Origin of the sequence: Thermotoga sp. SG1 (genome assembly GCF_002865985.1) — a bacterium.
Taxonomy (GTDB): domain Bacteria; phylum Thermotogota; class Thermotogae; order Thermotogales; family Thermotogaceae; genus Thermotoga.
In genome coordinates, this window is the sequence record NZ_LNDD01000005.1 from 153,918 (window position 1) to 178,829 (window position 24,912).

Here is a 24,912-nt window from a genome sequence, read left to right on the forward strand (position 1 = left end):
CTACACATCAGGAGAGTGAAAGTTGTGAAAGATACTGTTGAAAGAGCAAAAAAACTCATCGAGGAAAGAGGTTTGAGTTTGATCGTGATAAGAGACGATCAGGCGATCTTTGAAAGCACAGAAAGCGGTTTGAAACCCCTTGTTAAGGTTTATACGATCTTAAAAGATCTGTCTGGATGTGTGGTGGTGGACAGACTCGTCGGAAGGGCAGCAGCCTTCTTTTTTGTGGAAATGAGGCCTTCTTTCGTTCACGCCTTTGTCATCAGTGAAGGTGCCATCGGTCTGTTGAACAAACACGGTGTGAAGTTTTCCTATGAAGAGGAAGTACCTTTTGTGTTATCAAGGAATGGAAAAAACATGTGTCCCTTTGAGAAAATGCTCCTGGATGTGAATGATCCGAAAGAAGCCATAGAAAGAATTCTCTCAAAGTTCACCTTATCTTAAACAAACCCTCAAGCTACTTGTGGTAAATTGTTCAGAGGTCTCTTGTGTTGACAATCTTCTGTTTGAAGAGTAAAATAAAACCCTGGCTTGGTCTGAACGAAAGGAAGGGAGGATGAAGATGCCGACCATTAATCAATTGATCAGGCATGGAAGGAAGCCTAAAAAGAAGAAATCTAAAGCTCCTGCTCTTCAAGGAAACCCTCAAAAACGAGGTGTCTGTATAAAGGTTTCCACCATGACCCCGAAGAAGCCGAACTCTGCTCTCAGAAAGATTGCTAGGGTAAGGCTTTCTAACGGTATAGAAGTCACAGCATACATACCTGGTATAGGCCACAATCTTCAGGAACACTCGGTGGTCCTCGTAAGAGGCGGAAGGGTGAAGGACCTTCCTGGTGTCAGGTACAAGATCATAAGAGGTGCCCTGGATGCGGCTGGAGTTGAAGGAAGAAGGCAGTCCAGGAGTAAATACGGTGCCAAGAGGCCCAAGGACCAAAAAAAGTGAGGTGACTGCGGGTGCGTAGAAGAAGAGCTGAAAGAAGACAAATACCGCCTGATCCAGTTTATGGAGATGTTCTGGTAGCAAAGCTGATAAACAAAGTGATGTGGGATGGAAAAAAGACGATCGCCCAGAAGATCGTCTACGGTGCTTTCGATATCATCAAGGAGAAGATGAAGAAAGATCCTCTTGAAGTCTTCAGACAGGCTGTGGAGAACGTAAAGCCCGTCCTTGAGGTGAGACCAAGAAGGGTTGGAGGTGCAACGTATCAGGTTCCCATTGAGGTTCAGGAACCAAGAAGAACCTCTCTTGCTATAAGATGGATAGTTGAGGCTGCAAGAGCTAAGAAAGGACGCCCTATGAAAGAAAAACTGGCTGAGGAGATAATGGCAGCCTACAACAACACGGGTACGGCCATCAAGAAAAAGGAAGACACCCACAGGATGGCAGAAGCAAACAGGGCCTTTGCACATTACAGGTGGTGAGAGTATGCAGAGTGTAGAAGCGAGGTATGTTGACCTGGATAAGATTAGGAACATCGGTATAATGGCTCATATCGATGCCGGAAAGACGACCACAACGGAAAGAATCCTTTACTACACAGGAAGAAAACACTTCATAGGAGATGTGGATGAAGGAACAGCAACCACAGACTGGATGCCCCAGGAGAAGGAAAGGGGCATTACGATACAGTCCGCCGCTACAACGTGCTTCTGGAAGGGATACAGGATCAACATAATCGATACACCCGGGCACGTTGACTTCACGGCTGAGGTTGAGAGGGCACTTAGAGTGCTCGATGGAGCGGTTGCCGTTTTCGATGCAACGGCAGGTGTCGAGCCACAATCAGAAACCGTCTGGAGGCAGGCAGATAAATACAACGTTCCCAGAATAGCCTTCATGAACAAGATGGACAAGGTCGGTGCAGATTTTTACATGGCAGTCGAAACACTTATTACAAAACTCAAAGCCAATCCCATACCTATTCAGATGCCGATCGGGAGTGAAAAGGACTTCCAGGGAGTAATAGATCTTATAAAGATGAAAGCGCTCTACTGGACCAGCGAGGATGGTTCTGTGTACGAAGAAAGAGAAATTCCGAACGAGTTGAGAGAAGAAGCAGAACTCAGAAGAGAAGAGATGCTGGAAAAACTGGCAGAACTGGATGAAGCGATACTCGAGAAATACCTCGAGGGAGAGGAAATCACCGAGGAGGAAATCAAGAAAGTTCTGAGGAAAGCCACCATAGAGAATAGAGCGGTTCCCGTCCTGTGTGGAGCGGCGAAAATGAACAAGGGAATACAGCCATTGCTGGATGCCGTAATAGACTATCTCCCGTCTCCTCTGGATCTTCCTCCTGTTAAGGGATGGAGACTCTCAGATGGCGAGGTCGTCTACAGGAAACCAGACGAGAACGAACCGTTCACAGCCCTTGTTTTCAAAGTTCAGGTGGATCCGTACATAGGAAAACTGGTGTACTTCAGGGTTTACTCTGGAAGGCTGGAAAAAGGAAGCTACGTCTACAACTCCACCAAGGGTCAGAGAGAGAGAATCTCAAGAATCGTTTTCATGCACGCAGACAAGCGCGAAGAGGTTGATTATGTAAGACCCGGTGATATAGCCGCAGGAGTTGGATTGAAAGTGTCTCAGACGGGAGACACTCTTTGTGATGAGAAAGAGCCAATCGTCCTGGAAAAGATCGACTTCCCAGAACCAGTCATATCTCTTGCCATTGAACCGGCGACGAAGAGCGATGAGGAAAAACTGGTGAAGGCACTCCTGGCACTGTCTGAAGAGGATCCTACTCTTCAGGTGAAGGTGGACAAAGAAACTGGCGAGACGATCATCTCCGGTATGGGTGAACTCCATCTTGAAATAATCGTCGACAGATTGAAGAGAGAGTTCGGCGTGAACGTCAGAGTTGGTCAACCTCAGGTTGCCTACAGAGAGACCATCAAAAAAGCCGCTGAAGCAGAAGGAAAGTACATCAGGCAAACCGGTGGTAGAGGCCAGTACGGTCATGTGATACTCAGGATAGAGCCTATTCCAGAAGAGGAAGGTAAAAACTTCGAATTCATCGATAAAACCGTTGGTGGTGTGATACCAAAAGAGTTCATGCCGGCCATAGAAGCGGGAATCAAAGAAGCAATGATGTCCGGTCTTCTTGCTGGCTATCCTGTCGTGAGAATAAGAGCGACTGTGCTCGACGGATCGTACCACGAAGTAGATTCTTCAGAGATGGCGTTCAAAATTGCAGCCTCTCTGGCGTTCAAGGAAGCAATGAAGAAGGCACAGCCAGTTCTTCTTGAGCCGATCATGAAGCTGGAGATCACAACTCCAGAAGAGTACATGGGCAACATCATTGCCGATCTCAATTCCAGAAGGGCAAAGGTGGAATCTCTCGAAACAAGAGGCCATTTGAAAGTCATAGTGGCAAAGGTCCCACTCTCTGAAACGTTTGGATATGCTACAACACTGAGATCTCTGAGTCAGGGAAGAGCAAGTTACATCATGCAGTTCTCTCACTATCAAGAGGTTCCGGAGAAAATCGCCGAGAAGATCATTAAAGTTGTTTAAGGAGGGAGAACATGGCAAAGGAAAAGTTTGTAAGAGCAAAACCCCATGTTAATGTTGGAACCATCGGGCATATCGACCACGGAAAATCCACACTGACGGCCGCTATAACAAAGTACCTTTCTCTGAAAGGGCTTGCGAAATACGTGCCTTACGATCAGATCGACAAGGCTCCTGAGGAGAAGGCAAGAGGTATCACCATCAACATCACGCACGTTGAGTACGAAACCGAGAAAAGACACTACGCCCACATCGACTGTCCCGGACACGCTGACTACATTAAGAACATGATCACCGGTGCTGCTCAGATGGATGGAGCCATACTCGTTGTTGCTGCAACGGATGGACCCATGCCCCAGACAAGAGAACACGTGCTTCTTGCGAGACAGGTTGAAGTTCCTTACATGATCGTTTTCATCAACAAAACAGATATGGTTGACGATCCTGAGCTTATCGAACTCGTTGAGATGGAAGTGAGAGATCTTCTGAGTCAGTACGAATACCCCGGTGACGAAGTGCCCGTTATAAAAGGATCTGCCTTGAAGGCCATTGAAGCTCCAGACGATCCGAATCATGAAGCATACAAACCCATTCGGGAGCTGCTCGATGCTATGGACAGCTACATCCCAGATCCTCAGAGGGAAGTTGACAAACCGTTCCTCATGCCCATCGAAGATGTTTTCTCCATCACAGGAAGAGGAACGGTTGTCACTGGAAGAATCGAAAGAGGAAGAATCAGACCTGGTGACGAGGTTGAGATCATAGGACTCAGTTATGAAATCAGAAAGACAGTCGTCACAAGTGTTGAGATGTTCAGAAAAGAACTCGATGAAGGTATCGCTGGTGACAACGTGGGATGTCTGCTCAGGGGAATCGACAAAGACGAAGTCGAAAGAGGTCAGGTTCTTGCAGCTCCTGGTAGCATTAAACCCCACAAGAGGTTCAAAGCAGAGGTCTACGTTCTGAAGAAAGAGGAAGGTGGAAGACACACACCGTTTACAAAGGGTTACAAACCTCAGTTCTACATAAGAACGGCTGACGTTACTGGTGAAATCGTGGGACTTCCGGAAGGAGTCGAAATGGTCATGCCTGGAGACCACGTCGAGATGGAAATAGAGCTCATCTACCCCGTTGCTATTGAGAAAGGTCAGAGATTCGCTATAAGAGAAGGCGGAAGAACAGTTGGAGCTGGCGTTGTCACAGAAGTTATCGAGTGAGGGGGAGTTGTTCTCCCCCTCCTTCTTGAGAGAAGAGGGAGGGTGCTTAGAATATGCCTGGACAGAGGATAAGGATAAAACTCAAAGCCTATGACCACGAACTGCTAGACGGGTCGGCAAAAAAGATCGTTGAGGTTGCAAAATCAACGAATTCCAAAGTGTCCGGTCCAATTCCTCTCCCAACGGAGCGGACGCTTTACTGTGTGTTGAGATCTCCTATGAAGCACAAAGACTCCAGAGAACATTTTGAGAAGAGAGTACACAAGAGACTCATAGACATTATAGATCCGTCTCCAAAAACCATTGATGCCCTGATGAGGATAAACCTCCCAGCAGGTGTCGACGTTGAGATCAAACTGTAATCCCTGGAGGTGTCTTTGATGAAGATGATAATAGGAAGAAAAATCGGTATGACAAGGGTTTTTATTGGTAATGAAGCGGTCCCGGTTACCGTCATAAAAGCCGGGCCCTGTGTTGTCGTGCAGAAGAAAACGGTTGAAACGGACGGTTACAACGCCGTACAACTTGGATTTGAGAAAGCAAAAAAAGTGAACAAGCCCCTTGCTGGTCACTTCAAAAAATTCGGTGTTGAACCGATGAGAGTACTCAGAGAATTCAGGGTGGACAACCCCGACGAGTACGAACCTGGTCAGGTTATAAAGGTTGATATATTCGAAAAAGGCGAATACGTGGATGTCACTGGTTGGTCCAAAGGAAGAGGATTCGCAGGAGCAATGAAAAGATGGGGGTTCAGTGGAGGTCCAAAAAGCCATGGTTCCAAATTCCATAGAGAACTCGGATCCGTAGGTCAGCACACCGAACCTGCGAGGATATGGAAAGGCAAAAAGATGCCGGGAAGATATGGGAATGAAAGGGTAACTGTTAGAAACCTGCAGGTTGTAGATGTCGATCCAGAAAACGATCTGATAGCGGTCAAAGGTGGTGTCCCTGGAGCGAGGGGCGGGCTCGTTTTGATCAGGAGCGCCAAGGCCCCGAAAAAGTAACAGTGGAGGAGGAATAGAAAATGGCTCAGGTGGATCTTCTCAATGTGAAGGGAGAAAAAGTTGGTAGCCTTGAGATCAGTGATTTTGTTTTCAACATCGATCCTAACTACGATGTGATGTGGCGATACGTAGACATGCAGCTCTCCAACAGAAGAGCGGGCACCGCTTCCACAAAGACAAGAGGAGAGGTTTCCGGAGGCGGTCGAAAACCCTGGCCACAGAAACACACGGGAAGAGCCAGACACGGATCCATAAGATCTCCTATCTGGAGACACGGAGGAGTTGCCCACGGTCCAAAGCCCAGAGACTGGAGTAAGAAACTCAATAAGAAGATGAAGAGACTCGCTCTCCGTTCCGCACTGTCTGTCAAGTACAGAGAAAACAAACTTCTGGTGCTCGAAGATCTAAAACTTGAAATACCAAAAACAAAATCCCTGAAGGAAATCCTTCAGAACCTCAACCTTGCTGACAAGAAAGCGTTGATCGTTTTACCTTGGAAAGAAGAGGGTTATGTCAATGTGAAACTCTCTGGAAAGAATCTTCCAAACGTAAAGGTGATAATAGCGGACAACCCCAACAACAGTAAAAATGGTGAGAAAGCCGTAAGGATAGATGGTCTTAACGTTTTCGACATGCTCAAGTATGACTATCTGATCCTCACCAGGGATATGGTTGCTAAGATAGAGGAGGTGCTCGGAAATGAAGCAAGAAAAGCTCTCACTGCATGATGTGCTGGTCAGACCCATAATCACAGAAAAGGCTCTCAGACTTCGCGAGCAGAGGAAATATGTCTTTGAGGTGAACCCTCTTGCGAACAAAAACCAGATAAAAGAGGCCGTGGAGAAGATATTCAACGTCAAAGTGGAGAAGGTCAACGTCATCAACATGAAGCCCAAACCGAAGAGAAGGGGAATATTCGAAGGAAAGACCCGCAGTTGGAAGAAAGCGGTGGTAACTCTCAAAGAAGGCTATACCATTAAAGAACTGGAAGGCGAACACTGAGAGGGGTGAAGTTATGGGACTCAAAAGATTCAAACCAGTTACCCCGGGCAGGCGTTTCATGGTAATCTCCGATTTTTCTGACATCACGAAAACAGAACCGGAAAAATCTCTGCTTGCGCCTCTCAAAAAGACCGGTGGAAGAAACCATCATGGAAGGATTACGGTAAGGCACAGAGGTGGCGGACACAAGAGAAGGTACAGGATCATAGATTTCAAAAGGTACGACAAAGCAGGCATTCCTGCAAAAGTTCTGGCCATCGAATACGATCCAAACAGATCCGCAAGAATTGCCCTTCTCCTCTACGCAGATGGAGAAAAGAGGTACATTCTCGCTCCAAAAGGAATAAAGGTTGGAGATACACTCATGAGTGGTCCTGATGCAGAAATAAAGCCCGGGAACGCTTTGCCACTGGAAAAGATTCCTGTTGGAACACTCGTGCACAATGTTGAATTCACTCCTGGAAAAGGAGGACAAATCGCAAGAGCGGCCGGGACCTACTGTCAGATCATGGCAAAAGAGGGAGATTACGCCCTTCTTAGAATGCCATCTGGAGAACTGAGAAAGGTGCATATCAAATGTTACGCAACGGTGGGTGTTGTTGGAAACGAAGATCACAAGAACGAAGTGCACGGAAAAGCAGGAAGGGTGAGGTGGCTTGGCAGAAGGCCTCATGTCAGAGGTGTTGCCATGAACCCGGTGGATCATCCACACGGTGGTGGTGAAGGAAGAGGTAAAGGACACCATCCAACCAGTCCATGGGGTCTGCCTACCAAAGGTTACAAGACAAGACGTGGAAAGAGACCTTCTGACAAGTTCATTGTCAGAAGAAGAAACGAGGTATAAGGGGGTGAACTGAATGGGTCGTTCCAAGAAAAAGGGCCCCTATGTAGATAGAAAACTTCTGGAAAAGATCAGAAAACTCAACGAAACTGGAGAAAAGAAAGTCATAAAGACCTGGAGCAGGGCTTCAATGATCATCCCAGAAATGGTCGGACACACGATTGCTGTTTACAACGGTATGAAGCACATACCGGTGTACATCACGGAGAACATGATAGGGCACAGACTGGGAGAGTTCGCTCCAACCAGAAGGTTTGGGGGTCATGCCGATAAAAAAGCCAAAAAAGGCGAGTTGAAGAAGTGAGGAGGGAAACGATGAAACTCCAGATACCAAGGAACGGTCTGAAGCGTTCTCTTTTCCATAAAAAAAGAAAAGAACTTCTGGATTCTCTTCCGAAGATAGAGGCCAGGGCCGTTGCAAAATACATCCGCATTTCTCCAAGAAAGGCAAGGGCTGTTGCGAACACGATAAGAGGAAAGTCTGTTGAAGAGGCGTTCAGAATACTCGCCTTTTCACCGAAGAAGGCTGCCAGGATCATCGAAAAAGTCCTGAAATCGGCTGTTGCGAACGCTGAAAACAACTTCGGGCTCGATGCTGCCAATCTTTACGTTGCTGAGTGTTATGTGAACGACGGGCCAAGACTGAAGAGAATCTGGCCCAGAGGGCGAGGAAGGGCGGACATAATCAAAAAGAGAATGTCCCATATCACCGTCGTTGTAAGAGATCGCACCAGAGAAGAAGAGTACAGAAAGGCTCTGGAAGAACTGGAAAAAAGGATATCATCAGAAGAGTGAGGTGATAAAGTGGGTCAGAAGGTGCACCCTCGAGGATTCAGGCTCGGGCTGAGCGCCGATTGGCAGGCAAAATGGTTCAACGAAAAAAACTACAAAGAATGGCTTCTTGAGGATGAAGAGATCAGAAAGATAATAAAAAACAAGTACTACCACGCTGGAATCAGTGAAATATACATAGAAAGACCCGATGCTGAAAGGGTCAACATCACGGTGAAAACCGCAAGACCTGGTATCATCATAGGAAGGAAAGGAGCAGAGATCACAAACCTGAGGGAGGAATTGGAGAAGAGGTTCAACAGAAGGATGGTCATCAACATCGAAGAAATAAAAACGCCCGAGCTCGATGCACAGCTTGTTGCCGAATCCATTGCTTCTCGTATAGAAAAGAGGGCATCGTACAAGGTGGCCATGAAGAGGGCTATCATGAACGCTATGAGGAAAGGTGCCCAGGGAATAAAGGTGATGGTTGCTGGAAGGCTTGGTGGGGCAGAAATAGCAAGGAGAGAGTGGTACCTCAGAGGAAGACTGCCCCTTCAGAAGATAAAGGCAATAATAGACTACGGAACTGCTGTTGCCTGGACGAAATACGGAACCATCGGTGTCAAGGTGTGGATTTACAAAGGAGACGCTGATATTTAAAGGAGGTAATCACCATGTTGATGCCAAGAAGGGTCAAATACAGAAAGCAACAGAGAGGAAGAATGAAAGGAAAGGCAAAGGGAGGAACTCTCGTTCAGTTTGGTGAGTGGGGCCTCAAAGCGCTTGAGCCGGCCTGGATAACGGCCCAGCAAATAGAAGCCTGCAGAATAGCAATGATGAGGGTTATGAAAAGAGCCGGAAAGATCTGGATAAGGATATTCCCCGACAAACCTTACACGAAAAAACCCGCTGAATCCAGAATGGGTAAGGGAAAGGGCAACGTGGAAGGTTGGGTTGCCGTTGTGAAACCCGGAAAGATTCTCTTCGAAATAGCCGGGGTCGACGAAGAAACAGCCCATGAAGCTCTCAGATACGCTGCCAGCAAGTTACCGATAGCTACAAAGGTAGTACCCCGTCACCACATTGGGGGTGAGGCAGTATGAAGGCTTCTGAACTCAGAAATTACACAGACGAAGAACTGAGAAGTCTTCTCGAAGAGAAAAAAAGGCAGTTGATGGAGTTGAGGTTTCAGCTGGCCATGGGGCAACTAAAAAATACATCTCTTATAAAACTGACAAAAAGGGACATCGCACGGATAAAGACCATATTGAGAGAAAGGGAGCTAGGTATAAGGAGGTGAAACCATGCCCAGGAAACGAATGATAGGTGTAGTTGTGAGCGATAAAATGGATAAAACAGTCGTTGTGGCAGTAGAAAAACACGTGCAGCATCCCCTCTATAAAAAATACATCAAGAGAACCAAAAAATATCACGCTCACGATGAGAAGAACGAATGTAAAGTAGGGGACGTTGTTGAAATAGAAGAAACCAGACCTCTCAGCAGGACCAAGAGATGGAGAGTTGTGAGGATCATAAAGAGGTTTGAACCTGAGAGAATCCTGAAGGAAAAAGAAGAAGTTCAGGACGAACTTGAAGAAATCGAAGAGGAAGTGGTTGAGGAAAAAGGAGGGGCTGAGTCATGATCCAGCAGGAAACCTATCTCAACGTGGCTGACAACTCCGGGGCCAAAAAACTCAGAGTGATAAGAGTTCTTGGTGGTTTTCATAAGAAGTACGGAACGGTTGGGGACATTGTCGTGTGTTCCGTCAGGGACGCTATTCCCAACTCCGATGTGAAGAAAGGAGACGTAGTAAGGGCAGTCATCGTTCGAACAAAGAAAGAGATCAGAAGAAACGATGGTACCTACATCAGATTCGATGACAACGCTGCCGTTCTGATCGACAAGTTCAATGCCCCAAGGGGAACGAGAATATTCGGACCCGTTGCGAGAGAACTTCGTGAAAAAGGTTTCATGAAAATCGTATCTCTTGCACCAGAAGTTTGGTGAGGTGATATGAAGATGAGGATAAAAAAGGGAGACTTGGTTGAGGTAATCTCCGGGAAAGATAAAGGTAAGAGAGGAAAGGTGCTCAGGGTTTTGCCGAAGGAGGACAAGGTGATAGTTGAGGGTGTGAACATGGTAAAGAGGCACCAGAGACCCATTCCGCAGCTTCGAGAAGGTGGAATCATAGAAAGAGAAGCACCGATTTATGCCTGCAAAGTTATGGTTGTCTGTCCTGCCTGTGACAAGAGAACAAGGGTGGGATACAGGTTTACCGAAGATGGAAAAAAGGTGAGATACTGTAAGAAGTGTGGTGAGATCATTGACAAAGACTGAGGGAGGAATCGGTATGAGATTCGAATACGTTCCTCTGAAAGAAAAGTATGAAAAGGAAATTGTTCCGGCTTTGATGAAGGAGTTCAACTACAAGAATATTCATCAGGTGCCCAAACTGGTCAAGATTGTTGTTAACATGGGAATCGGTGAAGGATCCAGAAACTACGACATCATAGAAAAACACGCAAACGAACTTGCAAAGATCACCGGACAAAAGCCCGTTGTTACCAGGGCAAGAAAGAGTATATCCAATTTCAAGATAAGAAAGGGAATGCCCATAGGTCTCAAAGTCACCCTCAGAAAAGCCATGATGTACAACTTTCTCTACAAACTCATAAACATCGTTCTTCCAAAGGTGAGAGACTTCAGGGGACTGGATCCGAACTCTTTCGATGGAAGAGGGAACTACTCCTTTGGTCTCTCTGAACAGCTGGTGTTTCCAGAACTGAGCCCCGATGAAGTGAGAAGGATCCAGGGAATGGATATAACCATAGTCACAACTGCCAAGACGGACCAGGAAGCCAGAAGACTGCTTGAACTCTTTGGAATGCCTTTTAAAAGAGGATGACGGAGGTGAGATGAATGGCTAAAAAAGCGATGATAGAAAGATGGAAGAAACCCAAAAAATACAGGGTTCGTGAATACACCAGATGTCACATCTGTGGACGTCCAAGGGCAGTTTATCGAGAATTCGGTCTTTGCAGGATTTGCTTTAGAAAACTTGCTCTGGAAGGAAAGCTCCCTGGTGTTCGGAAGGCAAGCTGGTAAGGGAGGGATGATGCTGTGTGGAGTGACCCAATCGCCGATATGCTAACGAGGATCAGAAATGCAAACATGGTTTTCAAAGAATACACCGATATACCTGCTTCCAATCTCAAAAGGAGAATATGTGAAATCTTGAAGAGGGAAGGTTTCATAGCAGATTACAAATACATCGAAGATGGCAAACAGGGTATACTGAGGGTTTATCTCAAATACAAAGGTGGCAGGAAAAACAGAGAAAGAGTTATCCATGGGATCGTCAGGGTTTCTCATGCAGGAAGGAGAGTCTACGTTGACAAAGACCATATACCCAAAGTGAAGAACGGTCTTGGAATAGCCATACTCACAACTTCTAAAGGTGTTCTCACGGACAAAGAAGCACGTCAACTTGGAGTCGGCGGAGAAGTAATCGCTTATGTCTGGTGAGGAGGTGTCTTGAATGTCTCGACTCGCAAAAAAGCCTATAGACATCCCCCAGGGTGTCACTGTGGAAGTAAACGATGGTACTGTTAAAGTGAAGGGTCCTAAGGGAGAACTGGTACAAGACTTTCTCCCTTACGTGAAGATAGAAATTGAAGATGGAAAGGTATGGATAAGGCCGAACGAAGCTCAGGTCAGAAGAAAGTCCGACTGGAGAAAGGTGAAGATGTTCCAGGGGACTTACTGGTCTCTCATCAGGAACATGGTGATCGGTGTTACGGAAGGATACAAAAAGGAGCTAGAAATAGTAGGAATAGGTTACAGGGCCCAACTTCAGGGAAATACCCTTGTAATGAATCTTGGTTATGCACACCCTGTCGTCTACGAGATTCCGAGCGATGTGAAGGTAGAAGTTCCGGCACCGAACAGAATCGTTGTCTCCGGCATAGACAAACAGAGGGTAGGACAGGTGGCGGCCGAGATAAGAGCGTTCAGACCACCGAACGTTTACACTGGCAAGGGTATCAGATACGTTGGTGAAGTGGTGAGACAGAAGGAAGGTAAGAAAGCATAAAAGGGGGTTGTTGTATGATAAAGAAGGAGTCCAGGAACGAGCGAAGAATCAGAAGACACAGGAGAGTCAGAAAGAAGGTCTTTGGCACTCCCGAAAGACCCAGACTCTGTGTGTTCAGGAGTAACAAGCACATATACGCTCAAATCATAGACGACACGATAGGGCACACCCTTGTTTCCGCCTCAACGCTCGACCCTGAACTCAGGGAAAAACTTCAGAAAACATGGAACATCGAGGCAGCAAAAGAGGTTGGGCTTCTCATAGGAAAAAGAGCCATCGAGAAGGGAATAAAGAAAGTCGTGTTTGACCGGGGAGGATACAAGTATCACGGCAGAATCAAGGCTCTGGCGGATGGTGCCAGAGAAGCCGGACTCGAATTCTAAGGGAGGGTGATACTGTGGAAACACAGGAGGTCATGAGGGAAATCCAATACGAAGAATTTGAGGAAAAGATAATAGAGATCAGAAGAACTTCCAAGGTTACAAAAGGTGGAAAGAATCTCAGTTTCAGGGTGGTTGCTATTGTCGGAAACAAGAACGGTAAAGTTGGTCTTGGAATAGGTAAGGCCCGAGAGGTCCCAGAAGCCATAAGAAAGGCAATAGCTGATGCAAAAAAGAACGTTATAGAAGTTCCCATTATCAACGGTACTATTCCCCACGAAGTGATCGGAAGACAGGATGCTTCCAAAGTCCTTCTGAGACCTGCCGCACCAGGTACAGGTATCATAGCGGGTGGAACAGTCCGAGCAGTTGTTGAGCTTGCCGGGATTCAAAACATTCTCACAAAGGCACTTGGCTCTACAAATCCTTTGAACCTAGCAATGGCCACGATAAACGGATTGAAAGAACTTCTTGATCCAAGAAAGGTAGCAAAACTCAGAGACATCACAGTCGAAGAGGTCTACAAAGGTGTAAGGAGGGAGGGCAATGCCTAAGAAGTTGAAAATAAAACTTGTGAAAAGCCCTATTGGTTATTCTTGGGATCAAAAAGACACGGTGAAAAGACTGGGGCTTAAGAGGATGAATCAAGTTGTTATCAAAGACGATTGCCCACAGATCAGGGGAATGATTAGAAAAGTAAGGCACCTCGTAGAGGTGGAAGAGATCGAGGAAGGGGGTAACGAAGCATGAGGCTCGAGGATCTGAGGCCAACTCCCGGTTCAATGAAAAAGAGAAAGAGAGTGGGAAGAGGACCGGGCTCTGGTCATGGAAAAACCAGTGGAAGAGGACACAAAGGTCAGAAAGCAAGGGGAACAGGAAAGGTTCATCCTTGGTTTGAAGGAGGGCAGACACCTCTTCAGAGAAGGCTTCCAAAAAGAGGTTTCAAGAATATAAACAAGAAAGTCTACGCTGTTGTGAACGTCAAGGTACTTGAGGAAAAGTTTGAGGCAAACGAAGAAGTTACTCCTGAAAAACTCCTTGAAAGAAAAATCGTAAAGGATATGAAGGATGGAATAAAGATACTCGGAGACGGAGAACTCACCAAACCTCTCATCGTCAAGGCCCACGCCTTCAGCAAGAGTGCACTGGAGAAGATAGAAAGCGTCGGTGGTAAGGCTGAGGTGATATAAATGTGGCAAGCCCTTAGAAACGCTTTCAAGATACCAGAGCTGCGAAGCAGGATAATCTTCACCTTTCTTGCTTTGATCGTCTTCAGGATGGGGATCTATATCCCCGTTCCTGGTTTAAACCTGGAAGCGTGGGGGGAAATCTTCAGGAGGATAGCAGAAACAGCTGGTGTTGCCGGTATTCTCAGCTTTTACGATGTGTTCACCGGGGGTGCTCTGAGTCAGTTTTCTGTTTTCACCATGAGCGTCACACCTTACATCACCGCATCGATCATACTTCAACTCCTTGCGTCTGTTGTGACTTCATTGAAAGAGATGCTCAGAGAGGGTGAAGAGGGAAGGAAGAAATTCGCAGCCTACACAAGGCGTCTCACACTTTTGATAGGAGGTTTCCAGGCATTCTTCATATCATTTTCCCTTGCCCGATCTAACCCGGATATGGTGGCTCCAGGTGTGAATGCGCTTCAGTTCACCATCCTTTCCACCATGTCCATGCTGGCAGGAACGATGTTTTTGCTCTGGCTCGGTGAGAGGATCACTGAAAGAGGAATAGGTAACGGTATCTCCATTCTGATATTTGCCGGGATAGTGGCAAGATATCCAAGTTACATCAGAAGGGCATATCTTGGCGGTCTCAACATTTTGGAATGGATCTTTCTGATAGCGATTGCTCTCATAACCATATTTGGTATCATCCTTGTTCAGCAGGCAGAAAGGCGTATCACCATCCAGTACGCAAGAAGGGTCACTGGAAGAAGGGTTTATGGAGGAGCGAGCACTTATCTGCCCATAAAGGTGAACCAGGGCGGAGTGATACCGATAATCTTTGCCAGTGCCATTGTTTCGATACCATCGGCGATAGCTTCTATCACAAACAGCGAAACACTTAAGAGCCTTTTTAGAGCAGGAGGATTCCTTTATCTGCTCATCTACGGTTTGCTTGTTTTCTTCTTCACCTACTTCTACAGTGTTGTGATATTCGATCCCAGGGAAATATCCGGCAACATTCAAAAATACGGAGGATACGTTCCTGGTTTGAGACCAGGAAGACCAACCGAACAGTACCTCCACAGGGTTTTGAACAGAGTAACGTTCATTGGAGCGGTTTTTCTTTTCGTTATAGCGCTTCTTCCGTATCTGGTTCAAGGAGCCATAAAAGTGAATGTCTGGATCGGAGGAACGTCTGCTCTGATCGCTGTTGGAGTTGCCCTGGACATAATTCAGCAGATGGAGACACACATGGTGATGAGACACTACGAAGGTTTCCTCAAAAAAGGTAGAATAAGGGGGAGAAGATGATGGCATACCTGGTGTTTCTTGGACCTCCAGGTGCTGGAAAAGGCACGTACGCAAAGCGAATCCAGGAAAAGACGGGGATTCCCCATATATCCACCGGTGATATCTTCAGAGATATTGTGAAGAAGGAAAACGATGAACTTGGAAAGAAAATAAAGGAGATAATGGAAAAGGGAGAACTGGTTCCTGATGAACTGGTGAACGAGGTTGTTAAAAGAAGACTTTCAGAGAAAGACTGTGAGAAGGGATTCATCCTGGATGGGTATCCAAGAACCGTAGCCCAGGCAGAGTTTCTCGACTCTTTCCTGGAATCCCAAAACAAACATCTCACAGGTGCTGTTCTCTTTGATGTTCCAGAGGACGTGGTTGTCCAGAGGCTTACCTCGAGAAGAATCTGCCCAAAGTGCGGTAGAATCTACAACATGATTTCACTTCCACCAAAAGAGGACGAATTGTGTGATGACTGTAAGGTGAAACTTGTGCAGAGAGACGACGACAAAGAAGAAACTGTGAGGCACAGATACAAGGTTTACCTCGAGAAAACACAGCCCGTGATAGACTATTACGAGAGAAAGGGTATCCTCAAAAAAGTGGACGGTACAATAGGAATCGACAACGTGGTTGCCGAGGTACTCAAGATAATAGGGTGGAGTGATAAATGATAAGGATAAAAACGCCCTCAGAGATCAAGAAAATGAAGAAGGCCGGAGAAGCAGTAGCGGTTGCTCTGCGAGAGGCAAAAAGAGTGCTCCTTCCTGGAAAGACAGCGTGGGACGTTGAAAGGGTTGTTCTGGATGTCTTCAAAAAGTACAGGGTGAAGCCGGCTTTCAAAGGATACAACGGGTACGAATATGCAACCTGTGTGTCGGTGAACGAAGAGGTCGTTCATGGTCTACCGCTGAAGGAGAAGGTTTTCAAAGAGGGAGACATTGTGTCGATCGATGTAGGAGCATTGTATCAGGGACTTTACGGAGATGCAGCCATCACCTACATAGTCGGCGAAACTGATGAAAGAGGAAAGGAACTAGTGAGGGTGACAAAAGAAGCCCTCGAAAGAGCCATAAAGATCATAAAGCCTGGAATCAGACTGGGAGATGTGTCTCATTGTATACAGGAACTCGTTGAATCAGCAGGCTTCAACGTTATAAGGGACTACGTGGGGCATGGAATAGGCAGAGAACTCCATGAAGATCCTCAGGTTCCAAATTACGGTACACCGGGAACGGGGATCGTTCTTCGAAAGGGAATGTCACTGGCCATAGAACCCATGGTGAGTGAGGGAGACTGGAGAGTTGTAGTGAAGGATGATGGATGGACCGCGGTAACTGTGGATGGTTCAAGATGTGCTCATTTTGAACACACCGTGCTGATCACAGAAGATGGGGCAGAGATATTGACCAGGGAGGGATGAAATGGGAAAGGATGATGTCATTCGGATGGAAGGTACGATAATAGAGGCTTTACCAAATGCAATGTTTAGAGTAGAATTAGACAATGGTCATAAGGTTCTGGCCCACGTGTCCGGCAGGATGAGAAAACATTTCATAAGGCTGGTACCGGGTGACCGTGTTGTTGTCGAACTCTCTGTGTACGATCTCACCCGAGGGAGAATCGTTTATAGAAAAAAACCAGAGTAACGAAAGGAGTGGAGTGATATGAAAGTGAGAGCTTCTGTGAAGAAAAGATGTGAGCACTGTAAGATAATCAGAAGGAAAAAGAGGGTTTATGTTGTCTGCAAGGTTAATCCAAAACACAATCAAAAGCAGGGTTGAGAAGGAGGGAAATGAATGGCTCGTATCGTTGGTGTCGAGCTACCCAACAACAAGAAAATCTGGGTTGCACTGACCTACATTTACGGAATCGGCAGGAGCAGATCCTTTGAAATACTGAAGAACACCGGTGTGGATCCAGACAAGAAGGTTGGTGAACTCACCGATGAAGAAATAAGCAAGATAACCAAGTACATACAGGACCACTTCAAGGTCGAAGGTGAGTTGAGAAGCGAGGTAGAGAGAAACATCAGAAGACTAATAGAGATAGGATGCTACAGGGGCATAAGACACAAACTCGGTCTTCCGGTGAGAGGTCAGAAGACCCGCTCCAATGCGAGAACCAGAAAGGGCCCAAGGCCCAGCAGGATAAAGACCAAAAAGAAGTCTTCATGAGGGAGGGAAATGAATGGCCAGAAAGAAAGGGACATCGACCAGGAAAAAACAGAAAAAACTCAGTTTCGATTATGGTGTTGTCCACATAAAATCCACGTTCAACAATACCATCATCACTCTCACAGACAAGGATGGAAACACTCTGACATGGGCCAGTGGAGGCACCGTTGGTTTCGAAGGGACCAGAAAAGGAACGCCGTATGCCGCCCAGTTGGCCGCTGATAAGGTGGCAAGAGAAGCACTCAGAATGGGAATAAAGAGAGTGGATGTTCTGGTCAAAGGACCCGGTCCGGGAAGGGAACCTGCCATCAGAACACTTCAAGGAGCAGGCCTTGAAATCAACCAGATAAAAGACGTTACCCCCATTCCCTTCAACGGTTGCAGACCTAAAAAGAGGAGAAGAGTGTAAGGAGGGAAGAAAATGGCAAGGTACACAGGACCTGTTTGCAGGCTTTGCAGAAGGGAAGGCATGAAACTCTACCTCAAAGGTGAAAGATGCTACACGGACAAGTGTGCTTTCGATAGAAGACCCTACGCTCCTGGACAGCACGGCCAGAGGAGAAGTAAGCTCACTCAGTATGGAATACAGCTCAGAGCCAAGCAAACGGTCAAGAGAATATACGGCATCCTCGAAAGGCAGTTCGAAAGGTACGTTGAAAAAGCTATGAAGAGAGCTGGCGACACGCGAGAAAATCTGATTCAACTTCTCGAGGCAAGACTCGACAACGTGGTGTACAGGATGGGATTTGCCATCAACAGAAGACAGGCAAGACAACTCGTCAACCATGGACACTTCCTTGTAAATGGAAAAAAGGTTGACATTCCAAGTTATCTCCTGAGGCCGAACGATGTGGTGGAGGTCAGGGAAAAGAGCAGAGACATAGAAGTGATCAAGAAAGCCGTAGAGTTCAACAGGGAAAGAAACACGGTTCCATGGATAGAGGTTGACTTCGACAACTACAGAGGAACCTTCCTGAGGTATCCGCGTCTTGAAGAAGTCACAGATCTTCCGGTCGATCTGCAGACAGTCATCGAATTCTACTCGAGGTGATGAAAATGGTAGAGTTTGTGATGCCAAAGAAGTTGAAGGTGGAAGAAGAGCGAGAAGAAAAAGATTATTACTACACCAGGTTCTCGCTTTCTCCACTTGAGAGAGGGTATGCTATCACCATAGGAAACGCATTGAGGAGGGTTCTTCTTTCTTCCATACCCTCCCTTGCGATCGTTGGAGTTAGGTTCATAAAACCTGAAAAATATCACGAGTACGATTACATCGAAGGAGTAAAGGAGGATATACTCGACATCATATTGAACCTGAAAAAGGTTCAGTTCCGTGTGAACGTGACCGTCAAGGACAGAATCAAAATGGAAGTGGAAAAGAAAGGTCCAGGAGAACTCGTGGCCGGTGACATAAAAACCCCCGCCGGTATAGAGGTGGCGAATCCAGACCTCCACATAGCAACTTTGAATTCGAAGGCTGATCTCTTTTTCGAAATCTACGCCGAAGTCGGAAAAGGCTTCGTCCCAGTCTCAGAAAGAGATGAAAGGCCTGAAGTGGGATGGATACCCATCGATGGTGTCTTCAGTCCGGTTATGAAAGTGAATTTCTTAACGGAAAATGTGCGTGTTGGAAAGAGGACGGACTACGACAAACTCATACTTGAAGTGTGGACGAAAAAGTCGATAAGACCCGAAGAAGCGTTACGGAAAGCAGCCGATATCTTGATAAACCACTTCAGGATCGTTATGGAAGGCCTTCCGGAGATGAAAATATCCGAAGAGTACATCATCACGGAAGAGAATGAGGAAGAAGTCTTGACCTCTGTCGAGGGCGAGGATCAGGAAAGCAGCGAAAACCTCGATGTGTACAGTAAGAAAATAGACGAACTTGAGTTGTCTGTCAGATCCCTGAACTGTCTCAAGAGAGCAAAGATAGAAACGATAGGCGATTTGATGAGCAAGACAGAGGATGAACTCTTGAAGATCAAGAACTTCGGTCAAAAGTCTCTTGATGAGGTTAAAAAGAAGTTAAAGGAAAAATTCGGACTCGAGCTCAGGAAGGGGGAATGAAAGATGAGGCACAGAATGAAGAGGCATAAACTGGGAAGGTACGGTAGTCACAGGAGAAGTCTTTTGAAGAATCTTTCAAGAGAGATAGTTGAGCACGGGTCCATCGTGACCACCACGGCCAAGGCAAAGGCATTGAAAGTGTTCATGGACAAGTTATTAAACAAGGCCATAGAAGCCGCCACAACTGAAGACAGAGCAAGAAGTGTTCATTTAAGAAGGCAGATCAACGCAGTGCTTGGAGATAGAAGACTCACGAACAAACTGGTGGACGAGATAGCGAAAAACTACGTTGGAAGGAGAGGCGGCTACGTGAGAGTTCTCCGAATAGGTTTCAGAAGAGGAGACGCCGCCGAGATGTCACTCGTTCAGCTGGTGGAGGCATCCAGTCAGGAGGGCTGATGCCTCCTTTTTTCTTTCCCGCCTTTTCCTCCTTCCACCAGTTTCCAGGAGGTGAAAAGTTGCCAGAAGAACAGAAAACCATCAGTATATCAGAACTGGAGTCGATGAACATAAAACAGCTTTACGAGATAGCAAAATCACTGGGTATTCCTCGGTACACCTCTCTGAGAAAGAGAGATCTCATATTTGCAATTCTGAAAGCCCAGACCGAATCCTCCGGTTATTTCTTCGGTGAGGGTGTCCTGGAGATACATCCAGAGGGTTTTGGTTTTCTCAGGCGCATCGAAGACAACCTGCTTCCAAGCAACGATGACATATACATCTCTCCCTCTCAGATCAGAAAGTTCAACCTGAACACGGGAGACATCATATCGGGTGTCATAAGAAAACCGAAAGAGGGAGAAAAGTATTTTGCCATGATAAAAATTGAAGCCATAAACTACCGTCCCGTTGAAGCTGCAAGTGAGAGGGTAAACTTTGACAATCTCACACCAGACTACCCGAGGGAGAGATTCATTCTTGAAACGAATCCGAAGATATTCTCCACAAGACTCATCGATCTTTTCGCACCCATTGGAAAAGGTCAGAGGGGAATGATCGTAGCACCGCCCAAAGCGGGAAAAACCACCATCCTGAAAGAGATAGCGAACGGCATAGCGGAGAACCATCCAGATACCATAAGAATCATTCTCCTTGTCGATGAAAGACCCGAGGAAGTGACAGACATAAAGGAATCCACGAACGCTATAGTCATAGCAGCTCCCTTTGACATGCCTCCTGACAAACAGGTGAAAGTTGCAGAGCTCACTCTAGAGATGGCAAAGCGTCTGGTTGAGTTCAACTACGATGTGGTTATTCTACTTGACAGTTTGACAAGGCTTGCAAGGGTTTACAACATAGTCGTTCCCCCGAGCGGAAAACTTCTGACCGGTGGTGTGGATCCTGCGGCGCTCTACAAGCCCAAGAGGTTCTTTGGAGCAGCAAGGAACACAAGAGAAGGTGGGAGCCTCACGATAATCGCCACTGCCCTGGTGGAAACCGGATCGAAGATGGACGAGGTTATATTCGAAGAGTTCAAGGGAACGGGTAATATGGAACTCGTTCTTTCCAGACAACTGGCGAACAAGAGAATATTCCCCGCCATCAATCTTCTCCTCTCTGGAACCAGGCGGGAAGAGCTTCTCCTGGATGAGGAGACATTGAAGAAAGTCTGGCTTCTTCGAAGAATGCTCTCTGCAATGACAGAGGAAGAGGGATTGACGTTGATTCTTAACAAACTCGCCGAAACGTCCTCGAATGAGGAGTTCTTGAAACTGATAGACAAGGAAAAAGCAAGGTATTGATCATGCCAGGAGGTGCTGGAGTTGAAACTGATAGGTGTTGATCTCGGTGGAACAACATTCTCTGTGGGTCTGGTCAGTGAAGACGGAAAGATCCTGAAGAAAATCACCCGCGATACGCTTGTTGACAACGGAAAAGACGATGTGATCAGAAGGATTGCGGAGGCAATTCTCGAGGTATCTGATGGTGAAGATACTCCCTACGTTGGGATAGGTTCTCCCGGATCGATAGACAGAGAAAACGGCGTAGTAAGGTTCTCTCCGAACTTTCCAGACTGGCACAACGTTCCTCTAACCTACGAGATATCGAGACTCACGAAAAAGAAAGCCTTCCTCGAAAACGATGCGAACGCCTTCGTTCTCGGTGAGAAATGGTTCGGTGCCGGAAAAGGCCGTGATCACATAGTTGCCCTAACGCTTGGAACGGGAATCGGAGGAGGCGTCATCACCCACGGTCAGCTTCTTACAGGAAAAGACGGAATAGGAGCAGAACTGGGACACGTTGTTGTGGAACCAAACGGTCCCATGTGCAACTGCGGAACACGGGGATGTCTTGAAGCGATAGCCTCTGCAACGGCGATAAGAAGATTCCTCAGGGAAGGCTACAAGAAGTACCGTGATTCCCTGGTTTACAAACTGGCAGGCTCCCCAGAGAAGGCAGACGCCAAGCATCTTTTTGATGCTGCAAGACAGGGCGATCGCTTTGCCCTCATGATAAGAGACAGGGTGGTGGACGCACTGGCGCGGGCTGTGGCCGGATACATTCACATATTCAACCCGGAAATAGTGATCATAGGTGGGGGTATTTCCAGGGCAGGAAGCGTTTTGTTCGATCCTTTGAAAGAGAAGGTAATAGACTACATCATGCCCTCCTTCGTGGGAACCTATGAAATAGTGGCAAGTCCTCTGGTAGAGGACGCCGGCATCCTCGGTGCGGCCTCGATAATAAAGGAAAGGACGGGGGGCTAAACCATGAAGGTGAAGATTCTTGTCGACAGCACTGCTGATATTCCTTTTTCCTGGATGGAAAAGTACGATATGGACAGCATACCTCTCTACGTGGTATGGGATGATGGAACGTCCGAGCCAGACGAAAGAACCCCTGAAGAAATAGAGAACTTCTACAGGAGGATAAAAGAAGCAGGCAGTGTCCCAAAGACCTCACAGCCGAGTGTGGAGGATTTCAAGAAAAAGTATCTTAAATATCGGGAAGAAGGTTACGATGCCGTGCTGGTACTCACCATATCTTCCAAACTCTCCGGAACGTATAACTCCGCCGTTCTTGCAGCCAGAGAAGTAGATATACCTGTACACGTTGTCGACACTCGACTTGCATCCGGTGCCATACCTCTCCCAGCGCGAGTGGCAAGGGAAATGCTGGAGAAAGGGACATCCGTTGAAGAAGTCCTGAAAAAGCTCGATGAGAGATTGAAAAATGGAGATTTCAAAGCGATCTTTTATGTTTCAGATTTCAACTACCTTGTCAAAGGTGGAAGGGTAAGCAAATTTCAGGGGTTTGTTGGAAATCTTTTGAAGATAAGAGTGTGTCTTCACATCGAAAACGGAGAACTCATACCCTACAGGAAGGTAAGGGGTGACAGGAAGGCCGTTGAGGCTCTCATCGAAAAGCTCAGTGAAGATACACCGGAGGGCTCAAAACTTCGGGTGATAGGTGTTCACGCAGACAACAAAGCAGGAGTCATGGAACTTCTAAACACTCTCAGGAAAAAGTATGAGGTTGTGGATGAGATAATCTCACCCATGGGCAAGGTCATCACGACCCATGTGGGACCCGGGACGGTTGGTTTTGGAATCGAGGTTTTAGAACGAAGAAAATGAAAACACCGATGAACACCAGAATGTCTCCCAGACTTATCACAAACCTTCTTCCCCACGGAAGATAAACGGGGATGTAATCTGCCAGTATTGTTTTCCAGGAAAACTCGGTGAACACACTGTGTTTGAAATCCAGTCCAAGATCGAGGAGTCTGAGTGTTGGTTCCCAAACCGGCATCTTTCCACCGTTGACACTCATGGTGAATCCGTTCAAAACGGCACCTGCTGTCATGAGTTTAAAGCCGGGCAGGTTTCTGTTCCACACAAAGAAGAGAAACAGCATGAAAAAAGAGATGGGAACGATGATCTCTTTCCAGGGGAGAAACTGAAGAAAAAACGGAACGGCAAAAAGATAAAGCCCTTTGTAGTTGTATTTCAGAATGTTTTTGATGTTTCCGGTTATCAGTGAAAGAATCAGTGCTATGATGAACACGTCAACCATCATTTTTCTTTCTCCTCCTCTCCTTCCTTGTCGAGAATTTCAAAAAGAAGTCTGACGAGATCGGGGTCGAGCACTGTGCCGCTCATCTGTTTCATCATGATCTCTTTCGCCTCTTCTTTTGTTAGAGCCTTTCTGTATGGTCTGTCACTGGTGAGTGCCTCGTACACATCTGCTACCGCTATGATTCTTGAAGGAAGGGGTATCTCTTTTCCTTTCAATCTGTCGGGGTATCCCGTACCGTCCCATTTTTCATGGTGATGTCTCACCCACTTGCTTTCCCTGTTGTTGAATATGTACACCTCTCTCAGTATGTCTTCGCCCATGATCGGATGGTTTTTCACTATGTCCATTTCCTCCTTTGAAAGGATAGTTGGTTTTTTCAGTATGTGATCGGGTATTCCGATCTTTCCTATATCGTGTAGAAAGGCTGCGTTGTAGATTCGTTCCACCATTTTGGGTGAAAATCCGAGTTTTCTTGCCATTTTTCTTGCAAATTCTGCCACCCTTTCACTGTGTCCACGGGTGTACTTGTCTTTTTCTTCGAGGCTCTTCGCAAGAAGTTTCAGGTGTTCCAGTTTGGCTTCGTAGTACTTGTACCTGTAGTAGTTTCCTATTTGAATGGAAAGTACGGCGGCAAGAGAGACAGGAATGGCGATGAAACCCATATATTGATAAAGAATGTAAACAATGATGACCACAGGAATAAATAATGCCATACTTAAAACAGGTCCTGATATTACCTTTGAAAAAGTTTCAACAAAATCTCCACCAGAAAGTATGCAAACAGCGAAAAGCACAAACAAGTTGTTCAAAGTGAAATAGATAACCGTACAAATTATCACAGCAAGAATATTCCACACAAAATTTCGATCAACTATGGAGTGAAATACGATACTAGAGACATATGAAGATACGGCAACTTGTGAAAAATTGAATATATACCGACTCACTGGATATCGTTCTTTGGGTATTTTGATCAGTTTGTATAGAATACCCGAAGAAGCGTTGATCAAAGAGGCTTCCAGAGGCATAAGAAGAAACACCACTGTGATGTGGACGACCATACTGGCAGAAGTTTCCACTCTTCCTCCTGTAAACTCCAAAGTCTTTATGCTTGCGATCTCGAAAATAGAACTGATCAGAAAAAGAAAAAGAACAAATTCCATGTCTTGCATTCTAGAAAAAGTGTTCTTGAAAATGAAAATTAGAGTAACATAGATAACAAGAACAAGCAAAGAATAAATCAGAAATGGCCTCTCTCTTTGATTTATCACACTCTCACTCCTTAAAGGAAATATAATCGGACTACACGGGGCAGGGGGATACCAGATGAAGGAATATTATATTACCA

The 24,912-nt window shown here is 46.3% G+C and carries 41 protein-coding genes; 39 read left to right on the forward strand and 2 right to left on the reverse strand.

The features are described from left to right. Positions 1–24 precede the first annotated feature (24 nt). The 39 genes from AS006_RS08375 to AS006_RS08565 all read left to right on the forward strand — a co-directional run bounded on the left by AS006_RS08375 (position 25) and on the right by AS006_RS08565 (position 23,122). Positions 25–444, forward strand: a complete 420-nt coding sequence (locus tag AS006_RS08375) for a DUF1893 domain-containing protein (RefSeq protein WP_233185705.1) — start codon at positions 25–27, stop codon at positions 442–444. Between the two features lie 118 nt (positions 445–562). Further along, positions 563–946, forward strand: a complete 384-nt coding sequence (rpsL, locus tag AS006_RS08380; protein WP_038067420.1) for a 30S ribosomal protein S12 — start codon at positions 563–565, stop codon at positions 944–946. A gap of 11 nt (positions 947–957) precedes the next feature. Further along, positions 958–1,425, forward strand: a complete 468-nt coding sequence (gene rpsG, locus AS006_RS08385; RefSeq protein WP_015919482.1) for a 30S ribosomal protein S7 — start codon at positions 958–960, stop codon at positions 1,423–1,425. A gap of 4 nt (positions 1,426–1,429) precedes the next feature. Further along, a complete protein-coding gene (fusA, locus tag AS006_RS08390; RefSeq protein ID WP_101513899.1) occupies positions 1,430–3,517 on the forward strand; it encodes an elongation factor G in 2,088 nt (695 codons plus the stop codon). Positions 3,518–3,528: 11 nt separating this feature from the next. Beyond that, positions 3,529–4,731 carry an elongation factor Tu gene (gene tuf, locus AS006_RS08395; protein WP_101513900.1) on the forward strand — a complete coding sequence of 401 codons (1,203 nt, stop codon included), beginning with the start codon at positions 3,529–3,531 and terminating at the stop codon, positions 4,729–4,731. A gap of 53 nt (positions 4,732–4,784) precedes the next feature. Further along, positions 4,785–5,093 (forward strand): 30S ribosomal protein S10, encoded by a 309-nt coding sequence (rpsJ, locus tag AS006_RS08400; protein ID WP_101513901.1) that lies wholly within the window; start codon positions 4,785–4,787, stop codon positions 5,091–5,093. Between the two features lie 18 nt (positions 5,094–5,111). After that, the gene (gene rplC / locus AS006_RS08405) at positions 5,112–5,735 is read left to right on the forward strand and encodes a 50S ribosomal protein L3 (RefSeq protein WP_101513902.1); all 624 of its coding nucleotides are present in this window, start codon (positions 5,112–5,114) and stop codon (positions 5,733–5,735) included. 20 nt (positions 5,736–5,755) lie between these two features. Beyond that, a complete protein-coding gene (gene rplD / locus AS006_RS08410) occupies positions 5,756–6,463 on the forward strand; it encodes a 50S ribosomal protein L4 (RefSeq protein WP_101513903.1) in 708 nt (235 codons plus the stop codon). Next, the gene (rplW, locus tag AS006_RS08415) at positions 6,435–6,737 is read left to right on the forward strand and encodes a 50S ribosomal protein L23 (protein ID WP_101513904.1); all 303 of its coding nucleotides are present in this window, start codon (positions 6,435–6,437) and stop codon (positions 6,735–6,737) included. The genes rplD and rplW overlap by 29 nt, the downstream gene beginning before the upstream one ends. A 13-nt stretch (positions 6,738–6,750) precedes the next feature. Continuing rightward, complete coding sequence (rplB, locus tag AS006_RS08420) at positions 6,751–7,581, forward strand: 50S ribosomal protein L2 (RefSeq protein WP_101513905.1); 831 nt, start codon at positions 6,751–6,753, stop codon at positions 7,579–7,581. A 13-nt stretch (positions 7,582–7,594) separates the two neighbouring features. Then, entirely contained in the window at positions 7,595–7,882 is a 288-nt protein-coding gene (gene rpsS / locus AS006_RS08425) for a 30S ribosomal protein S19 (protein ID WP_015919490.1), read from the forward strand. 11 nt (positions 7,883–7,893) lie between these two features. Next, on the forward strand, positions 7,894–8,373 hold the full coding sequence (gene rplV, locus AS006_RS08430) for a 50S ribosomal protein L22 (RefSeq protein ID WP_199167548.1): 480 nt from the start codon (positions 7,894–7,896) through the stop codon (positions 8,371–8,373). 9 nt (positions 8,374–8,382) lie between these two features. Continuing rightward, entirely contained in the window at positions 8,383–9,012 is a 630-nt protein-coding gene (gene rpsC, locus AS006_RS08435) for a 30S ribosomal protein S3 (RefSeq protein ID WP_101513907.1), read from the forward strand. 14 nt (positions 9,013–9,026) lie between these two features. Next, positions 9,027–9,455 (forward strand): 50S ribosomal protein L16, encoded by a 429-nt coding sequence (gene rplP / locus AS006_RS08440; RefSeq protein WP_015919493.1) that lies wholly within the window; start codon positions 9,027–9,029, stop codon positions 9,453–9,455. Beyond that, a complete protein-coding gene (gene rpmC / locus AS006_RS08445) occupies positions 9,452–9,652 on the forward strand; it encodes a 50S ribosomal protein L29 (protein ID WP_101513908.1) in 201 nt (66 codons plus the stop codon). The genes rplP and rpmC overlap by 4 nt, the downstream gene beginning before the upstream one ends. 4 nt (positions 9,653–9,656) lie before the next feature. Then, complete coding sequence (gene rpsQ / locus AS006_RS08450; RefSeq protein WP_101513909.1) at positions 9,657–9,995, forward strand: 30S ribosomal protein S17; 339 nt, start codon at positions 9,657–9,659, stop codon at positions 9,993–9,995. After that, complete coding sequence (gene rplN, locus AS006_RS08455; protein WP_101513910.1) at positions 9,992–10,360, forward strand: 50S ribosomal protein L14; 369 nt, start codon at positions 9,992–9,994, stop codon at positions 10,358–10,360. The genes rpsQ and rplN overlap by 4 nt, the downstream gene beginning before the upstream one ends. 6 nt (positions 10,361–10,366) lie before the next feature. After that, positions 10,367–10,690, forward strand: coding sequence for a 50S ribosomal protein L24 (rplX, locus tag AS006_RS08460; RefSeq protein WP_199167550.1), 324 nt, complete (start codon positions 10,367–10,369; stop codon positions 10,688–10,690). Positions 10,691–10,703: 13 nt separating this feature from the next. Continuing rightward, positions 10,704–11,258: a 50S ribosomal protein L5 gene (gene rplE, locus AS006_RS08465; protein WP_101513911.1), complete on the forward strand. Its 555-nt coding sequence runs from the start codon at positions 10,704–10,706 to the stop codon at positions 11,256–11,258. A gap of 14 nt (positions 11,259–11,272) precedes the next feature. Further along, complete coding sequence (locus tag AS006_RS08470; RefSeq protein WP_101513912.1) at positions 11,273–11,458, forward strand: type Z 30S ribosomal protein S14; 186 nt, start codon at positions 11,273–11,275, stop codon at positions 11,456–11,458. A gap of 15 nt (positions 11,459–11,473) precedes the next feature. Continuing rightward, positions 11,474–11,878, forward strand: coding sequence for a 30S ribosomal protein S8 (gene rpsH, locus AS006_RS08475; RefSeq protein WP_101513913.1), 405 nt, complete (start codon positions 11,474–11,476; stop codon positions 11,876–11,878). Positions 11,879–11,891: 13 nt separating this feature from the next. After that, positions 11,892–12,446, forward strand: a complete 555-nt coding sequence (gene rplF / locus AS006_RS08480) for a 50S ribosomal protein L6 (protein ID WP_101513914.1) — start codon at positions 11,892–11,894, stop codon at positions 12,444–12,446. A 14-nt stretch (positions 12,447–12,460) separates the two neighbouring features. After that, positions 12,461–12,829, forward strand: a complete 369-nt coding sequence (rplR, locus tag AS006_RS08485; protein WP_101513915.1) for a 50S ribosomal protein L18 — start codon at positions 12,461–12,463, stop codon at positions 12,827–12,829. 32 nt (positions 12,830–12,861) lie between these two features. Further along, positions 12,862–13,380, forward strand: a complete 519-nt coding sequence (rpsE, locus tag AS006_RS08490; protein WP_199167575.1) for a 30S ribosomal protein S5 — start codon at positions 12,862–12,864, stop codon at positions 13,378–13,380. Beyond that, complete coding sequence (gene rpmD, locus AS006_RS08495; RefSeq protein WP_101513917.1) at positions 13,373–13,576, forward strand: 50S ribosomal protein L30; 204 nt, start codon at positions 13,373–13,375, stop codon at positions 13,574–13,576. Before rpsE ends, rpmD begins: the two co-directional genes overlap by 8 nt. After that, positions 13,573–14,016, forward strand: coding sequence for a 50S ribosomal protein L15 (rplO, locus tag AS006_RS08500; protein WP_101513918.1), 444 nt, complete (start codon positions 13,573–13,575; stop codon positions 14,014–14,016). The genes rpmD and rplO overlap by 4 nt, the downstream gene beginning before the upstream one ends. After that, positions 14,017–15,312, forward strand: coding sequence for a preprotein translocase subunit SecY (gene secY, locus AS006_RS08505; RefSeq protein WP_101513919.1), 1,296 nt, complete (start codon positions 14,017–14,019; stop codon positions 15,310–15,312). It abuts the gene before it with no gap. Then, complete coding sequence (locus tag AS006_RS08510; RefSeq protein ID WP_101513920.1) at positions 15,309–15,971, forward strand: adenylate kinase; 663 nt, start codon at positions 15,309–15,311, stop codon at positions 15,969–15,971. The genes secY and AS006_RS08510 overlap by 4 nt, the downstream gene beginning before the upstream one ends. Next, on the forward strand, positions 15,968–16,720 hold the full coding sequence (gene map / locus AS006_RS08515; protein WP_101513921.1) for a type I methionyl aminopeptidase: 753 nt from the start codon (positions 15,968–15,970) through the stop codon (positions 16,718–16,720). The genes AS006_RS08510 and map overlap by 4 nt, the downstream gene beginning before the upstream one ends. Before the next feature lies 1 nt (position 16,721). Then, positions 16,722–16,946 (forward strand): translation initiation factor IF-1, encoded by a 225-nt coding sequence (infA, locus tag AS006_RS08520; protein WP_101513922.1) that lies wholly within the window; start codon positions 16,722–16,724, stop codon positions 16,944–16,946. An 18-nt stretch (positions 16,947–16,964) separates the two neighbouring features. Continuing rightward, a complete protein-coding gene (gene rpmJ / locus AS006_RS08525; RefSeq protein ID WP_038067439.1) occupies positions 16,965–17,081 on the forward strand; it encodes a 50S ribosomal protein L36 in 117 nt (38 codons plus the stop codon). 15 nt (positions 17,082–17,096) lie between these two features. After that, complete coding sequence (gene rpsM / locus AS006_RS08530; RefSeq protein ID WP_101513923.1) at positions 17,097–17,474, forward strand: 30S ribosomal protein S13; 378 nt, start codon at positions 17,097–17,099, stop codon at positions 17,472–17,474. 13 nt (positions 17,475–17,487) lie between these two features. After that, positions 17,488–17,883: a 30S ribosomal protein S11 gene (gene rpsK, locus AS006_RS08535; protein WP_015919511.1), complete on the forward strand. Its 396-nt coding sequence runs from the start codon at positions 17,488–17,490 to the stop codon at positions 17,881–17,883. Positions 17,884–17,895: 12 nt separating this feature from the next. Beyond that, entirely contained in the window at positions 17,896–18,525 is a 630-nt protein-coding gene (gene rpsD / locus AS006_RS08540; protein WP_101513924.1) for a 30S ribosomal protein S4, read from the forward strand. A gap of 5 nt (positions 18,526–18,530) precedes the next feature. Next, a complete protein-coding gene (locus tag AS006_RS08545) occupies positions 18,531–19,544 on the forward strand; it encodes a DNA-directed RNA polymerase subunit alpha (RefSeq protein WP_101513925.1) in 1,014 nt (337 codons plus the stop codon). Between the two features lie 3 nt (positions 19,545–19,547). Then, a complete protein-coding gene (rplQ, locus tag AS006_RS08550; protein WP_101513926.1) occupies positions 19,548–19,943 on the forward strand; it encodes a 50S ribosomal protein L17 in 396 nt (131 codons plus the stop codon). 59 nt (positions 19,944–20,002) lie between these two features. Then, the gene (gene rho, locus AS006_RS08555; RefSeq protein WP_041844560.1) at positions 20,003–21,286 is read left to right on the forward strand and encodes a transcription termination factor Rho; all 1,284 of its coding nucleotides are present in this window, start codon (positions 20,003–20,005) and stop codon (positions 21,284–21,286) included. A 21-nt stretch (positions 21,287–21,307) separates the two neighbouring features. Next, positions 21,308–22,252, forward strand: coding sequence for an ROK family protein (locus tag AS006_RS08560; RefSeq protein WP_199167552.1), 945 nt, complete (start codon positions 21,308–21,310; stop codon positions 22,250–22,252). Between the two features lie 3 nt (positions 22,253–22,255). Next, entirely contained in the window at positions 22,256–23,122 is an 867-nt protein-coding gene (locus AS006_RS08565) for a DegV family protein (protein WP_101513928.1), read from the forward strand. Here the strand turns inward: AS006_RS08565 and AS006_RS08570 are convergent. Further along, a complete protein-coding gene (locus tag AS006_RS08570; protein ID WP_101513929.1) occupies positions 23,058–23,564 on the reverse strand; it encodes a DUF5317 domain-containing protein in 507 nt (168 codons plus the stop codon). The two genes, AS006_RS08565 and AS006_RS08570, sit on opposite strands and share 65 nt — an antisense overlap. Continuing rightward, positions 23,561–24,736 (reverse strand): HD-GYP domain-containing protein, encoded by a 1,176-nt coding sequence (locus tag AS006_RS09725; RefSeq protein WP_369819757.1) that lies wholly within the window; start codon positions 24,734–24,736, stop codon positions 23,561–23,563. The genes AS006_RS08570 and AS006_RS09725 overlap by 4 nt, the downstream gene beginning before the upstream one ends. Between the last annotated feature and the right edge of the window lie 176 nt (positions 24,737–24,912).